General features: G+C 44.5%; 15 protein-coding genes and 2 tRNA genes. 9 read left to right on the forward strand and 8 right to left on the reverse strand.

Translation table 11 applies throughout. From position 1 onward, the window contains the following. Positions 1–31 precede the first annotated feature (31 nt). Positions 32–718, reverse strand: a complete 687-nt coding sequence (locus tag L9Q39_RS04930) for an SDR family oxidoreductase (RefSeq protein WP_237484001.1) — start codon at positions 716–718, stop codon at positions 32–34. 56 nt (positions 719–774) lie between these two features. Between L9Q39_RS04930 and L9Q39_RS04935 the strand changes: the two genes are divergently transcribed. The 5 genes from L9Q39_RS04935 (at position 775) to L9Q39_RS04955 (ending at position 3,416) form a co-directional block, all read left to right on the forward strand. Next, a complete protein-coding gene (locus tag L9Q39_RS04935; protein ID WP_237484002.1) occupies positions 775–1,704 on the forward strand; it encodes a histone deacetylase family protein in 930 nt (309 codons plus the stop codon). A gap of 57 nt (positions 1,705–1,761) precedes the next feature. Further along, the gene (locus tag L9Q39_RS04940; RefSeq protein WP_237484003.1) at positions 1,762–1,944 is read left to right on the forward strand and encodes a DUF2986 domain-containing protein; all 183 of its coding nucleotides are present in this window, start codon (positions 1,762–1,764) and stop codon (positions 1,942–1,944) included. 18 nt (positions 1,945–1,962) lie between these two features. After that, a complete protein-coding gene (gene sigZ, locus L9Q39_RS04945) occupies positions 1,963–2,532 on the forward strand; it encodes an RNA polymerase sigma factor SigZ (protein WP_237485505.1) in 570 nt (189 codons plus the stop codon). Positions 2,533–2,887: 355 nt separating this feature from the next. Further along, positions 2,888–3,139: a type II toxin-antitoxin system Phd/YefM family antitoxin gene (locus tag L9Q39_RS04950; protein ID WP_237484004.1), complete on the forward strand. Its 252-nt coding sequence runs from the start codon at positions 2,888–2,890 to the stop codon at positions 3,137–3,139. After that, positions 3,129–3,416 carry a type II toxin-antitoxin system RelE family toxin gene (locus L9Q39_RS04955; RefSeq protein WP_237484005.1) on the forward strand — a complete coding sequence of 96 codons (288 nt, stop codon included), beginning with the start codon at positions 3,129–3,131 and terminating at the stop codon, positions 3,414–3,416. Before L9Q39_RS04950 ends, L9Q39_RS04955 begins: the two co-directional genes overlap by 11 nt. Positions 3,417–3,517: 101 nt before the next feature. Here the strand turns inward: L9Q39_RS04955 and L9Q39_RS04960 are convergent, their stop codons facing one another. Next, positions 3,518–6,238, reverse strand: coding sequence for a DUF2339 domain-containing protein (locus tag L9Q39_RS04960; protein ID WP_237485506.1), 2,721 nt, complete (start codon positions 6,236–6,238; stop codon positions 3,518–3,520). Positions 6,239–6,559: 321 nt separating this feature from the next. Between L9Q39_RS04960 and L9Q39_RS04965 the strand changes: the two genes are divergently transcribed. After that, on the forward strand, positions 6,560–6,859 hold the full coding sequence (locus L9Q39_RS04965) for a hypothetical protein (protein ID WP_237484006.1): 300 nt from the start codon (positions 6,560–6,562) through the stop codon (positions 6,857–6,859). Positions 6,860–7,104: 245 nt separating this feature from the next. Here the strand turns inward: L9Q39_RS04965 and L9Q39_RS04970 are convergent, their stop codons facing one another. Continuing rightward, entirely contained in the window at positions 7,105–8,406 is a 1,302-nt protein-coding gene (locus L9Q39_RS04970; RefSeq protein ID WP_237484007.1) for a hypothetical protein, read from the reverse strand. A 374-nt stretch (positions 8,407–8,780) separates the two neighbouring features. Here L9Q39_RS04970 and L9Q39_RS04975 point away from each other — a divergent pair, with 374 nt between their 5' ends. Next, entirely contained in the window at positions 8,781–9,080 is a 300-nt protein-coding gene (locus tag L9Q39_RS04975; protein WP_237484008.1) for a hypothetical protein, read from the forward strand. Positions 9,081–9,233: 153 nt separating this feature from the next. Here L9Q39_RS04975 and L9Q39_RS04980 read toward each other — a convergent pair whose 3' ends face one another. The 5 genes from L9Q39_RS04980 to L9Q39_RS05000 all read right to left on the reverse strand — a co-directional run bounded on the left by L9Q39_RS04980 (position 9,234) and on the right by L9Q39_RS05000 (position 12,126). After that, positions 9,234–9,473, reverse strand: a complete 240-nt coding sequence (locus L9Q39_RS04980) for a hypothetical protein (RefSeq protein ID WP_237484009.1) — start codon at positions 9,471–9,473, stop codon at positions 9,234–9,236. A 198-nt stretch (positions 9,474–9,671) separates the two neighbouring features. Continuing rightward, positions 9,672–9,762, reverse strand: a tRNA-Ser gene (locus L9Q39_RS04985). A gap of 161 nt (positions 9,763–9,923) precedes the next feature. Beyond that, positions 9,924–10,000, reverse strand: a tRNA-Pro gene (locus tag L9Q39_RS04990). A 65-nt stretch (positions 10,001–10,065) separates the two neighbouring features. Continuing rightward, positions 10,066–11,874, reverse strand: coding sequence for a DUF3413 domain-containing protein (locus L9Q39_RS04995; protein WP_237484010.1), 1,809 nt, complete (start codon positions 11,872–11,874; stop codon positions 10,066–10,068). A 36-nt stretch (positions 11,875–11,910) separates the two neighbouring features. After that, positions 11,911–12,126 (reverse strand): YejL family protein, encoded by a 216-nt coding sequence (locus L9Q39_RS05000; protein ID WP_237484011.1) that lies wholly within the window; start codon positions 12,124–12,126, stop codon positions 11,911–11,913. A 96-nt stretch (positions 12,127–12,222) separates the two neighbouring features. Between L9Q39_RS05000 and yejK the strand changes: the two genes are divergently transcribed. Continuing rightward, positions 12,223–13,221 (forward strand): nucleoid-associated protein YejK, encoded by a 999-nt coding sequence (yejK, locus tag L9Q39_RS05005; protein WP_237484012.1) that lies wholly within the window; start codon positions 12,223–12,225, stop codon positions 13,219–13,221. Positions 13,222–13,307: 86 nt separating this feature from the next. Next, positions 13,308–14,702 carry an Hpt domain-containing protein gene (locus L9Q39_RS05010; RefSeq protein WP_237484013.1) on the forward strand — a complete coding sequence of 465 codons (1,395 nt, stop codon included), beginning with the start codon at positions 13,308–13,310 and terminating at the stop codon, positions 14,700–14,702. Positions 14,703–14,983: the final 281 nt, after the last annotated feature.

A 14,983-nucleotide genomic window follows, 5' to 3' on the forward strand; every position in this document is an offset into this window, starting at 1 on the left:
GTAAGTGAGTACTGACCCTATGGATTCATGCTTACCAAGGCAGCGATTGACCATCGTAATTGATAAATTTCCCCGATTGATTCACATGGCTGTTGGCGATGACATCATAAAGTCCGTTGACTGAGGTTTCGGTGGTAATCAGAGCATTGGGTCCACCCATTTCGGTTTGAACCCAGCCGGGGTGCAGCGCAAGAACCGTAAAGTTATCTTGGCGTAAATCGTTGCTTAGACTTTTTACGACCGAGTTGAGCGCTGCTTTTGACGAGCGATAAATGTAGCCGCCGCCGGAGGTATTCTCGGTCATACTGCCCACTTTTGACGATAGGCAAGCGATCTTACGTGTGGTGTTGGCAAGGAGCTTTGGATAGAGAAACTCGACCAATTTAAGCGGCGCGATGGTGTTGATCTCAAAAACCTTGCGCCACTCTTCAATATCAGTATGCCCAAACCCATAACCTTTGGGTCCATAGTAGCCCGCATTATTGATGAAAATATCGAGGTTAGGCAGATCACCAAGAGCAGTTTGCCATGAAGCATAGTCCGTTACATCAAACTGAATCAGCGTCAGATTGGTATATTGCTGCTGCATCGCGATAAGATCCTGAGAAGTGTTGATATCGCGATAGCTGGCGTACACGTCAAAGTCGTGGTCTAAATATTGGCGAGTTAAGGCAAGACCAATGCCTCGGTTCGCGCCGGTAATAAACACAGTTGTCATTGTCAGCTCCTAAAACGTAGAATGGAAAATCTAGGTTTAGCATCGTCGAATTAGTTATGCAGAGCAAGTCCATTCCATTGATTTATCATCCCATTTATTCCGCGCTGCCCTTACCAGAAGAGCATCGTTATCCAATCCATAAGTATCGACTGCTGTATCAAGGGATAGAGCAGCATGCTGGTTGGTCTCCTGACGCTTGGCGTTATCACCAGCCAGAGCCAATATCACTGGATGTGGTGAAGCAAGTCCATGATAGCGACTATGTGGATCAGCTAGTACGAGGCGACTTGCCCGCCGCTAAGATGCGTCGTATCGGTTTTCCGTGGAGCGAGTTATTGATTGAAAGAACCCTGACCTCGGTCGCGGGAAGCTGTCTAACGGTCGATTTGGCACAACAGCAGGGGATAGCGATTCACTTAAGCGGTGGCTATCACCATGCTCACTATGATTTTGGTAGCGGATTTTGCTTGTTTAATGATCTGGCTATCGCCGCGCATCATGCTGTCAGCAGCGGGGTGTCTAAGGTGTTGATCATCGATAGCGATGTGCATCATGGCGACGGGACGGCAACGTTAACGCAAGGGCGGGAGGATATTATTACGCTCTCTTTGCACTGCGATAAAAACTTCCCCGCCAAAAAACCGAGCTCAGATTTTGACGTACCGTTAGCCAGAGAGACTCAAGATGGTGAGTTCTTAATGAGTTTCCAACAGGTGGTCGAGTTTGCCATTCGCCTGCATAGCCCTGATTTGGTGATTTATGACGCTGGTGTTGATATTCATCAAGACGATGAACTAGGTTATTTGTCGATTTCTCAACAAGGTATACAAGATCGAGATGAGTGGCTGCTGGATCATCTAAAGCAGCAGGGAATACCGGTGGCGTGTGTTATTGGCGGTGGCTATCGCAGTGACCATGATCAATTAACGCCACTGCATCTATGCTTGTTGAAGGCGGCAAAAAAGGTCTGGTCATCGACACTGTAACTTTGAGTCCATAAAGTATATGATGCGTGACCCCAAAACAACTGAGGACTGTCGGTGATGAACCGTAAAAAACGTATCAACCAAATTTTGAAAGCGAAGGTAAAAAAAACCAACGCAAAAATACATAAGAGCAACAAGCCGAAATACATCTCTAAGGCAGAACGCGCGAAGATGGAACAAGAGCAAGAGTCTCAAGAGCAAAACCTAACCGCTGAGCCAGAAACGCCAAACGAGCAATAGGAAGCGTTTTCGATGACGATCAAGATTGAAGATGTGTGGCGTGAATACCAGTCCAGTTTGAAGGCGTTCTTACATAAAAATGTCGCCAACCACGCTGACGTGGAGGATTTGCTGCAAGAGATCTTGATTAAAACCTATCAAAAACTGCCCACGGTGCAAGAAAGCAGCAAGATAAAGTCTTGGTTATTCCAAGTCGCTAACCACACTATCATCGATTTTTATCGCCAGAACGGTAAACCAGAGCCGAACGCAGACGCATTGTGGTACGAGCAAGATGAGCCGAAGGTGGTTGACCAGCTCGCTCAGTGCGTAGAGCCTTTTATCAAGGCGTTACCACAACAAGACGCCGACTTGCTCACCGCGATCGAAATTAACGGTGTGTCGCAAAAACAGTATGCTGAGCAACATGGCATTAAATACTCGACTCTAAAGTCACGAGTGGCTAAGAGTCGCAACAAGTTAAAGCACTTGTTTGATGACTGTTGCCAGATGTCCATCGACAGTCAGGGCAACTTAATGGATTTCGACCCCAACTCCCCCTCAAGTCATCAATCCACAACCCCGCAATCCGCCTGCAAATCTTGTTAGTGGCGGTCTTCCAATGACGGTTTGAAGCTAAATTGACGCCGGATTGGTTTGTGTCAAACATAACGACAGCGAACTACAGGGACAGGCATGTCATTACCAGTATCTCTGTTGGACAAGTTGTGTGTAACTTGCCTTAAAAACAGGATTGCACTGCATGGCAGGCATTTAAGACGGATTCGCAACGCGTGGCATTTTCGGTTTGCTTTGAATTTAGTGTTTACGGCGCAATGGTTTAGGTAATGTAGCAGCGTTGCTCACTACCAAATGGGCATCATGCAGCTTTCACAATTCTCTAGCTACGACTTAAATTATGGTCTAAAATTAGCGCTAATTTAAATGCTTAATTGGTGTTGTTATGAGACAAGTCTTAGCTGATTGCTCAGCAAGTATTTCTGAGCTAAAGAAAAATCCTACCGCTTTACTAAAAGAAGCGGATGGCTCTGCGATTGCCATTTTAAACCACAATAAGCCCGCAGCTTATCTTGTTCCTGCGGAAACTTACGAGTTTCTGATGGATATGCTTGATGACTATGAGCTTGCAAAGCTTGTTGAAAGTCGTCGTGTTGAGCTATCTGAAGCTGTGGAAGTGGATATCGATGACTTATAAACTTAAATTTCTACCTGCTGCAAAGAAAGAGTGGAGCAAATTAGCGACACCAATTCAAAGTCAGTTTAAAAAGAAACTTAAGGAACGTCTCGAAAATCCACATGTTCCATCTTCCAAGCTCCGTGGTTACGACTCTGTTTACAAGATCAAACTGCGCACAGCAGGCTACCGTCTAGCTTATGAAGTTATTGATGATGAAATTGTTGTATACGTGTTAGCTATAGGAAAACGTGACAAAGATGCAGTGTATAAAAAGCTAGCTTCAAGGATCTCGTAAAACAGCACAAAAAACACAAAAAAGGACAGGCATATTAAGTAACATGCCTGCCCCTATTATTTGGTTATTTGTGTTATCGAAGATGGAACAAGAGCAAGCCCTTAGTCTGGTTGCTTTTCAGATTGACTAACTGAACGGTTCAATCTCTGGAATAGCCAACCAAGAGCAATTAAAGACGCCCCTAATCCTAAAAAGCTGATCGCTCGCCAGACGCCATCGAGTGAGCGTACATCCCATAAAAAGACTTTCAATGCGACACAACCCAGCACGACAAGTCCAATGTGTTGAACTTTGGGCGCTTTGCGAATAGCGCCACCCCATGTCAGCAGGTATCCGATAATCAAACCTATAATCGAGTAACTGAACAATTCTGCTGTGCTGGTTGGTTGCGCTAATGTCATCGATATGGGTTGCCAGAACTGACGAATCGACATAATCAGCCAAATCGTGCCAAGGGTGATACCAATGCCGGCAACCCCCACTCTTGGAACGTTCAAGGTGTTCCATCGTTTATAGGCGGTGAGAATAAGAATCACAGCAGGCAATAACCACCCCAACGACAACATGTTGAAAATAGGCAGTGATTCAGCCGATACATTGTTGGTTACTAGCGGTGATTCAACGCTGTTAAGCTCCAAGACTAACAGAGTAAAAACTCCCCAGAGTAGGTAACTATAAGCTTGGTAGACACGCTTTAGCTGCTGCGAAAACTGACAGCGATAGCTATATACCAAACCCATCACTAATGTTTGGTTAGCAAACACAATGGCCGAAGTGAAATCTATATAACCAAGATAACCATAGTCTCCCGTCAACCAATAGTTGGTTTGGATAAATACGGTCATCAAGAACACATGCAAAAATGCTCCTTCAAACCAGTTAGCAAGGTCGTCATTTGTATTGCGCAAGGCGGTGCGCGCGTATGCCAAAATTAACAGCGATGGCAAGTAACTGATCAATACCCACGCCCAATGCCCACCATAGGCAGGTTGCCACTCAGGGATAAATGGCAACAAGGTGAGATGCACGGCTAATATTCCCATCGCAATTTTAATCGCCCAACTTGCAGGGCGGAATAGCGTAAATTGCGTTTGCAGCGCCATGACTGCGACCTGAATGGAGATAGCGGTGGTTAGCCAAATATCGTTGAGCCACACAAAGCAAATTGCACTGACGATGGCGTGCATAACGGCAGAGCACTCGGTCGCTAACACTTTAAAGCGTTGACCCAGTGCAGCGTAATAGATGGCGACTAGTGCAGTAAAACCTGTCCAAGCAAGCGCGTGAATGTGGATAAATTCATAGGTGTAGAGCAAAGCAATCAGCGTCATTAAAGGGACAGCAACAAGGAAAATAATGCTCGTTGTTTGTGAACGATCGCCGCCGAGTCTTTGGCACAGAGTTCTAGCGGCTATGAATCCGATACTGATAGCCAGCGCGACTAAGACTCCTGTTTGTGTATCGACCACGTAGGCATACTTGAGCACAAACGAGAGCAGTAAGATTGCAACCGAAGAAACAAGCATAGAGGGCAGGAAGATCCTAAGCGACCAGCCTTTACGAATCGCTGGCAACCAAATGAGAGCCAGTAAAAAACCATAAAAGTAGACCATTTGTATTGTGTCGATGATTGCTATCCGAACAATAGCGAAGAACATCAACATGATCAGTGCGAGCGAAATGATGCTGGGCGGGTGGGTCCATTTCCCTTGGCAATGACGAAAGCGCGGATTAAGCAACCATCCCAACCTTGGTACAGCAAAAAGCAGATACAAGGTGAGCGAGAGAAAGATAGCCAGCCACGAGAACAATTGTTCTCGTGGCATGATGTCGATTAACAGCCACATCCACAATAGATGAGGAATGGTCACGCATGGAGAGATCCACGCGTGACGCACAGTTTGCAACAATAGGGTTGTCGCAATGGAAATCGCGCAGATATAGCCAGCCAATATGTAGTAATTGGGCTCGCTGCCACCAATCCAAAATGGCGCAGTGTAGCCTCCGATTAAGCCAAGCACGATCATTAAAGGACCTTGGCGTAACGACAACGCAAGGCTAGAGAAAGCCGCGCCTGCCAAGATAATCAAAGAAACGCTCGGCGTTAAGAGCTGATAAAATACAAAGGCAAAAATGACCGTACAGTAAATCCCAGTTAACCCCGTTCCTGTGATGGCGGCGGGTGCATAGGTAAAGCTTTGTGCACGTTTGGCGCGGTGTAGGCTTTTTTGCTCCTTTCGATGAAACCACTCGCCAGCAAGTACAGTCGCGAGTGAAATAGAAAACGCAATGGCGATACGCATGATTGGCGAGAACTCAATATGGCGGCTAATTACCTGCACTAGATAACCGCCCCCAATCAGCATCGCAAGCGCACCGACCCAGACGAGCCAATTTTCTTTAATATTGGTCAGTAACTTACTGACTTGCTGGTCGAATAAGGATTCACCATGTTGGGTCGGGCGAGCAATATGACGATTATCAGAAGTAGGGATACTTGGTTTAACAACGGGCTGCGCAGGCTCTTTGGAAGTACACGCCGCAGTTGGTTCTGGGGGCATTTGATAATGGCTTGGTGAGACTTCTATCGGTATTGCTGGCTGTGGCGCAATCGGTTTGCTTGTCTCGAGGTCGAGGTCAGGTTCAAGGTCAAGGTTTGGCAAATCCTCAGCCGGTTTAACCTTTTCAATCACACGCGAACGCAACTCTGCCAAATCTTTATGAAGCTGTGAGACTTCCGCTTCCAACCTAGATATTCTTCCGGTCGCTTTCAATGTTGCGTACATGGCGTAAAACGCCAAGATTGCCACCAATATAGACATCAATAAAGTAAACAACGACTTTACTCCCGTACTTTGCCCCAAAACTCAAAACGATTTATCACTTAACCGAACTCACGTTATCGCGAGCCAATACAATATACATGGACTGATACAGATGACTGCCGTATTAATGTTTATTAAATTAGGAGTGGTTCGAAGCGGGAGCAGTTTTAGGTGCAAGAAAGCCGCAAGATAAGGATTTGAGGTAAAGATCGGCACATGATTGATTGCCGTCAAAGGCATGACTGATTAGAACGGTCGTTGGTAGAAAATATCCTACAATGAGCTAGTGAACCCACTATCGAAGTTGAGGAGAAAGCGATGATTAAATTTCACTGCAACGTTCTGCTTCATGGCTCCCAGTCCTACCATGCCGAAGTTCATATTAACCCCATCGGTGAAGTCGATATTGATATCTTGGAATCCAAACAGCATTTATCCAGCGAATTTGACCAACTGAAGTTTCAGCGAAAACGCAGCGGTACTCAACTGCAAGGCGTTGAGCAAGTGAATCAGAAACCGTGGCATATTGAGCTGGCACACCAAGATGCGAAACAGGTGAGTCGCTTGATAAAAAACGCCAATGAAGAGTACGAGCAATTGATGTGTGATTTGATGTAAGGCGGGCGTATGACTGCAACGAACGTGTGGTTACCACTAATATGGCGTTGTAGCAAAGCAGGAACATGCTTTGGCCGATTTAAGTCACCTGCCTGTCCCTGTTATTGGTTATTGTGTCAACGATCATTATTATAATTGAACCCGATCAGTCGATACTTGGTTGTATAATAATCCCCAACCTTGTTAGAGGTTCGGGGATTATTAATAAGTGTCGTTAAAATACCAACACGCTCAGTTTGCCGTACTTAATCTTCGTCTGAGCAAGCGCCCGTAGTACAGACCGGTTGATCAGTGAAATCCACATCACCTAAACTGCCATCAGTTACAGTCTGTGATTTTGGACCATAAATATTTTCATCGTCACTGTCCACGGCGTAGATATCATAGTCACCATCAGGAATCGAGTTGGCAGTATAGTAGTAAGTTGTTTGATCTTGAGTAACGGTGGCTGTGTAGCTGATACCATCTTCATTTATCAGGAATAACTCACCAATCTCAATCGTCTCGTTCACACTAGTGAAACCAGCACTGTATTCGGTGTCTGCTAGCCAGTCATTTAAGACAAGTTCGGTAAATCCAGCCACTGTACGCAGATCTTCATAGGTATACCCTGTAGGGATTTCAATGTCGCTATCAGCTTCGAGATCGTTCATCGCAGAATGAAACGCCTCACGAGTGTAGTCACTGCCATTGGAGTGCGAATTGCGAATTAAGTTTAGCATGTCACCTTTGTCCAGACCCACATCAACCAAATATTTTAATGATGTGACATAGATATCGTATAGCTTGTTCTCATAACCGACATCGGTACGGATTGCTTGGTCTTGAGCGTAGTGCAATACATCATATGAGGTGTCTGCCGGATCGGCCGCCGATGTGACATTGGCGATATTGGCTGTAAATTCCTCAAGGAAGCTGCGAGACTCACTCTCTTGAAGCTCAGCATGAGCAAAATATTCAGCTGTTGCTTCTTGGAACCAGAATGGTAGGTGTGAATATGCCTCGTTATCCTGAAGTAATTCGGCTTGAATAGTGTGAAATAATTCATGCTTGGTGAGCGCTAACGCATTGTTATCAAATGCCTTAGGATTAACGCGCATACCATTAATGTAGCCAGTGCCTTCACCGAGCTTACTGTTCTCAAAGCAGATGAACCATTTGTCGGTGCCATTCAGATTTAAATCTGTTTCTTTGTCTAGACCGGTTACACTGATGAGCTCATCAAGTCCAAGTTGGCTCATCTGTGCAGCATACGCTAAGTCTTGCTCGTAGTATGGTGCCTGGGATTTTTGACCAAAACTAACGATTAGGTCCTCAGTTTCAAAAACGGTGGTTGCTTCTTCAGGTGCTTGGCAAGAGAAAGTTGGTGCATTGGCGCTATCGCTGATCTCGATCTTTTCCATAGAAGTTTTTAGTTCACCCGTCGGAGCATCGAATGAACTTTCCTCTGACGGTGAATTATCATTAGAGCTGCTATCGCTACCCCCACATCCAACTAATGTGGCTAAGATTAGTGCAGCAAGAGTTTTTCTTCTTACAAGGTGCATGTAATTATTCCTAATATAATCAAATATATAAATCCAATTAATAGGGTAGTGACTTGGTCGAATACTGCAATGCAATCGCTCTTATATCAGAAATAAGCAATGTCTTTATCAATAATAAATACTTGGGTTAGCATAACGTGAGACATCAGATAAAGAGGCAAGGGAATTCTGATTTGCTTTACTTTGTTTACGACTTTGGAGGCTGGTCAAAGCGAGAATAGTCTGAGATGCAACAAAGATGCAAGATAAAGATTTGAGGCAAAGATCGACACTGGATTGATTGAGGTCAAAGGAATCGGGTATTCGATCTGTCGTTGCCAGAAAGTATCCTACAATGAGTGAGTGAACCCACAATCGAAGTTGAGGAGAAAGCGATGATTAAGTCTCACTGCAACGTTCTGCTTCATGGTCCCCGATCTCATCATGCCGAAGTTCATATTAACCCCATTGGTGAACTCGATATTGATATCATGGAATCCAAACAGCATTTCTCTAGCGAATTCGAACAACTGAAGTTTCAGCGAAAGAACAACGGTACCCAACTGCAAGGTGTTGAGCAAGTTAACCAAAAAGCATGGCATATTGAACTAGAACACCAAGATGCGGAACAGTTGAGTCGTCTGATAAAAAACGCCAACGAAGAGTACGAGCAATTGATGTGTGATTTGATGTAAGCCGGGTTTATGGTGACAACGAACATGTATCGCCACTGATGTGTGGTTGTTGGTTTCGCTCCTCCATGCCTAGACAGGCAGTTAAGAAAATCACTACACTGCTGCTGCAGCTATTTAATCGTTAATTGGGTGACATTTTCAAGCTGTTTGGATTTAATGAATTGGTTTACCGACACTAGAGCAGGCTGGAGCTGTCTTTACTGCCGTAGTGCCACTAAGTATCGGTACGCTGGTCGGCGTTTCTGGCTCGGAACGATAATTTTGACGCAACTGATTAATAGCATCGGCAAGCTCTGCTTTGAACTCGGCAAAACTTAATGCCGTCGCTTTGGCTTTGTCGAAAATAGCGTGAAGCAGTTGAGCCTGTTCGATATTTCTCAGGTAAGTAACCATGCGCTCACGGGTAAAAAGGGAAATTTGAACTCTTTAGGGTAGCCCCTTTCACGCGGCGGAAGGGGTTGCGATACGTGTGTAGTAAACGCTATTTGGAAGTCTCGATAAGTACATCTGTGCCACCTATATGTGCAAGATGATTTTCGAGGCTCTAGATACGAAAAAACCGCTGTAAAAACAGCGGTTTTTTCTTGAATGTGGCGGAGAGATAGGGATTTGAACCCTAGAACCGCTATTAACGGTTGCCGGTTTTCAAGACCGGTGCTTTCGACCACTCAGCCATCTCTCCGTGTTGATGCGAATAATAATAGGCATCTTATTGTTTGTAAACCCCTAATTTAACTGTTTGCTTGTTTTATGAGCGTTTGATCAAATATTTAGGGTAGGGTGCCTATAACTAAACAATAACTATTATGATACTGGCGATTTTTGCGCCGATATCTATAAAAATGGTCGGACTGAGAGGATTTGAACCTCCGACCCCCGACACCCCATGACGGTGCGCTACCAAGCTGCGCTACAGTCCGATGGCATTTAATCTAAACCACTGTCCGTTTAGGGTCAATAGGTTAGATTGAATTAAAGCTAATAATTATTGGCTTTTAGCGTAAAAGCGCTGCAACTCGGTAAAACCCTGCATTAAGATAGGTAGCTTAGGGCTCTTGTCTTTCTGCTTTTTGTAGTTGATATCGTAGAGGCTGTAATTACCAAATTTATCAACCACCGTGGTTTCAGTATCGGTAATCACGGCGAGCTCGCGAGCATCTCCGGCGATGACCCACTTGCGCTTGCTCTCATCAAACAAATTGCGCCCACTGCTGTACTGCTTACTATTGGTGGAGACGCCGCTTAGATCTTGCATGATAGTGACAGAGAGATCTAAATGGCTGGTTTTATGACTGTAAGTCGCGGCGAGTTTGCCCGGCCAATGAATCACCATCGGTACTTTAAGCTGATACTGACTATAGTTGCTGTTTGATCCCCAGCTGCGCGTATTAGTTTCGTTAAACTCTGTCCCGTGGTTGGAGGTCAGGATCACAATGGTGCGTTCTAAAAGTCCTTGTTCATCAAGCGTGCTTATTATTTTTCCAAACTCTTTATCGGCTGCAGCAGCTGCAGAAGAGTAGGCTTGGATAAACTGTTCTTGTGCTGGCACTTGAGCATTGGTCGACTGATAGGTATCGAAGTTATCCATCGTCGTCAATTCGATGTAGCTGAACCAAGGCGCTTTTGGCGTCAAGGTAATAGCCTGCTGCCACTGTTCGATAGCCAGATCATCGTCAATCTCTGTTGCCTCAATGTTGCTAAGATCAACCATTGGGAAAGGTTTAAAGATGGTCTCTCGATACAGGTCATTGTCAAAATTGTCGCCACTGTATAAGTGGAAACTGTAGCCTTGCTTGAATAAGGTCGACAAGAAGATCGGTGCGTCCCCTTGTGCTTTGATACTACTGGAATAACTGTTAGGAATACCGTACATCAAGCCAAAAGCCCCGTAACTATCGTTACTCGAACTATAGTGGTTGAGGAAATTTTGGTTTTGCTGCGCGAACTGGTAGCTGTTTGGCATCGTTGCTTCGTTCAGCGTATCGGCTCTTAGGTTATTGATGTTAACCAGCAGAACATTGAGGCTTTCTGAACGGCGGTTAAACGTGATCTCTGAAAGCGGATAGTCAATGAGGTCGGTGACGAATTCGTTCTGTTCCAGTTTCTTCAGGTACTCTTCTCTATCGAGTAAGCCGTGTTTTTCCATAAATGACTTAGCGGTCATAGGGTAAGAGAGCGGGAAGTTGGCTTTCTGCACCGTGACTGGGTTATAGAAGTACGCATCAGCCCAAATAAAAATTAGGTGGCTAGCGATAAAACATAAGAAAAAGACGGCGGTGACAGGGCGTCCAATATGTTTGTGAGACAATTTTCGTTGTTGACGCCATACCCACTCAGATAAGCCGATTTGTGCCAGAAAAATAGGCGGCATCATCACAAACAGATGTTGTAGGTCGGTACTTACTAAGCTGTCATCTTTGCTAAATAACAACTCCCACACCACAGGCGAAAGGTGCAAACTGATGGATTGATAAGCTTGAGTATCAATGATCAAGATAGTTTGTCCGCACGTCGCAAATATAACCGCAAACAGTCGGAACAGTTTCCGAGCCGGTGTGACAAACGTGAGAGGGAAGAGTATGAGCAGGTATAAGGCAAAGACTAAAAAGCCAAAATGACCTATCCATGAGGTAAGTAAATAGAATTGGCCGAGTAGTGTTTCTGGCCAAGGTGAAGCAACGATATATCGCGTGCCAATCAGCATGGCTGCGATGATATTGAAGAATGCAAACCAATGTCCCCAACCCACTAGTCGAGAGACACGTTCACCATAAGAATTTCCGCTATCTACCATTTTGGCGTTTATAATCCGTTGATATTAATGTTGTTCTTATTCGCCAACTGAAGAAATCAGGGCACTAGAGAATTTTTCCGCAATCGCGCGTCTTTGTGAAGCAGCAACATTCTGATTTAAGACATTGGTAGCGATATTACCAACAATCATAAGAGAAAGTTCTGGACCCGCGCCATGTTTGTCTAGTACCGCGGCAATTTCGGTCAGGATTTCTTCGACTTGTTGGTCGGTATATTTTGAAGTAATTGGCATAAAAACTCTAAGTAGTGAATATGAATGATAATGAAAACGGCCTATGATAACCTACTTGGCATCACAAACGAACATGGCTAGACCAATAATTTCATCATGAGTTTGAACTTATCTAACGTAATTTTACACCAATTGGCGATAAATGATCAGGAACAGCTTGAGATCCACTTTCGTCAAGACGTATTAAATAATGATGCGGCAACAGAGAATCTCGTTGCTGAGTTGCATCGCGTCTTCAATGCTAAGTCTGGTAAAGGCTTCGGCGCATTTGCTGATGATAGTCAGTTTCAGGGTTGGCTGAACGAATTGCTAGCCAATAACATGGATTTTTACACTTTCTCTTCTGAAAGTACCAAACGTCTACGTGACGAACTGGCAAAATACCCTTTTGCTGAATCCGGCACATTGGTCTTAGCTCAGTATCAGTCTTTAGCAACAGACTTCCTGTTTATCGGTTTGCTGCCATCATACAATAGCTTGCAGGTAACGGAAGGGTTGAACATTGACTCTATTCATTATCTTGATATTGCTAAAATGGACATTGTTGCGCGCATTGATCTGACCGCTTACCAGATGGATAAAGAGTCCAACCGATATCTTAGCTATATCAAGGGGCGAGTGGGGCGTAAAGTTGCAGACTTCTTCCTTGATTTTTTACAAGCAGAAGTAGGGTTAGACACCAAGCAGCAAAATACCATCTTAATGCAAGCCTTGGATGACTTTTGTAGTGATTCGCAACTCGATAAACAAGAAACCATCAGCTATAAAAAACAGGCTTTTGATTACTGTAATGAGCAGCTTAAATCGGGTGATGAAGTTCAGATTCAAGAGTTATCAGGGGAATTGCCTAGTAACCAAGGCGCGAGTTTCTTAGACTATACCCAAGAGAGAGGGTATGAATTAGAACAAAGTTTCCCCGCTGATCGTGCAACGGTTCGTAAACTGACCAAATTTGTCGGTGCAGGGGGTGGTTTAAACGTCAGCTTTGATAGCTTATTGCTCGGTGAGCGAGTGTTTTACGATCCGGATACGGACACGCTGACCATTAAAGGTACGCCACCTAACCTAAAAGATCAGCTTCTAAGAAACAGTTAATGATTACCCAAGTAATTACGGTTACTTGGGTATTTTTTATCTATTCCCTAGTTAGGGTGTGAGAAACTCAATATCAAGGATGAAGGGTGTTGGAATTAAACCGTCGTTATTTTCGTTTCGTTGCTATTGCATTAGCGCTTTGGTTATTAGTGGTAGCCGCTGTTTTACATTACAGCCACAAACAGCAGCAGCTAACGGATCAGATTGAAGAAATAACACTGAGCATTAATGAATTACAACATAAACTCTACCTACCTACGACTCAGCGTGTAAAGCTGATCGACGACATCGATCTTGAGCGTCAATTGCTTTATGCGCAAACACTCCAGCTAAAATCGGAAACCTTGTCTTGGCTGGGTGTCGATATTACCCATACGGTTTATCTCCTTGAACGTTTTATGGAGCAGTTGGCTCTGCTATTGGCAGACGAAGTGCGCTTTAGTGACTTTATTGAAAATATTACGGTTCAACCAGATACGATTAGCCCTGAAGCGTTGGGGCTAGGCAATGAACTGGCGTCAGTGGTACTCAATACGCTTTATAGTGAGGTAACGAACCCTCGCGCCGTCTATTTGAGGTTAGAGCAGATTCAGCATCAAACTTATCAACTTCCTGTCACCGAACAACCTCGATTATTGCAGTTAATCGCGCAAGCCTCATCAATCCTTTCTCAGTCGGCGAATACGGAGTTTTTGATTGCTCGTACCATCAATCACCCGATATACAATGAACTCGATCGTCAGATGAAAAAGTCTCAATCTCTGCTAAACCAGCAACTTTGGATGGTGACTTTGTTCAGCGGACTGGTCATGTTGGCGTTGTTGGTATTGGTTTTGAAGTCTCGTCGTGACAAGGACAACGATGCAGAGAAACAAGATCTTGAATCACAACAGCAAGCCCATGAGCCCGATGACCGTTCCGCCGATCTCTTGATGGCGCAGGATATTGAGAGAAGTGAAGAGTTGGTTCGCCAAAAGTTGATCGAACATAACCAAGAGCTGGTGGTTTTGTCCGAAGAGGTTGAACAAGAATCACAAAGACAGAAACAGCAACACAATCAACAAACGGTGGATAGCGTAGAATCAAGTAATACCAAGCCAAATAAAACAAAGCCAGCGCCCCGAATGGCGATAGACTTCGACCAGATGCTCCATACGCTGGATGATGATCAAGACTCTATGTTGCTGCTGTTAAATGTCTTTATTTCGGAGCATTCACAGGATGTCCCGCTTTTTCGTCAGACTTTGTCTGAAGATAGAGAAAAGGCAACCCGCGTCGTACACACGTTAAAAGGGGTATCGGGCACCTTATTTGCCGATGGTCTAAGAGCGATAGCGATTGAGCTCGAAGAGACACTTTGTGCCGGTAATTCGGTACAAGAAGAGCAGATTATTCAGTTAGAGAAAGAACTGGATGCCACGCTTGGGTTGGTTCATAGTTACATCGCTAAACATAGTTACATCGCTAAACACAGTTCGTAGATATTTGCTGTTTAACTGAGTGTTATTTAAGTCAGTGTTACTTAAGCTAATGTTATTTAAGTCAATGCTATTTAAGCCAATATATGGGTTCGTAAGGTGCCAGTAATCAAGGGACCAGCGAGCCAGATGTCATTAGTCAAAAACTTCATTAAATTCACCTTAGCGTCTATTTTTCCTATCAGAGGCGCAATTTTGCTACTCATCCCAGCTGGATTCACTGGCTACTGGTAGGCTTAGTTAAAAAAATAGGCATTAATTTTCATTTTAGACTTGTGTTCTAT

Origin of the sequence: Vibrio hippocampi, assembly GCF_921292975.1 — a bacterium.
GTDB lineage: Bacteria > Pseudomonadota > Gammaproteobacteria > Enterobacterales > Vibrionaceae > Vibrio > Vibrio hippocampi.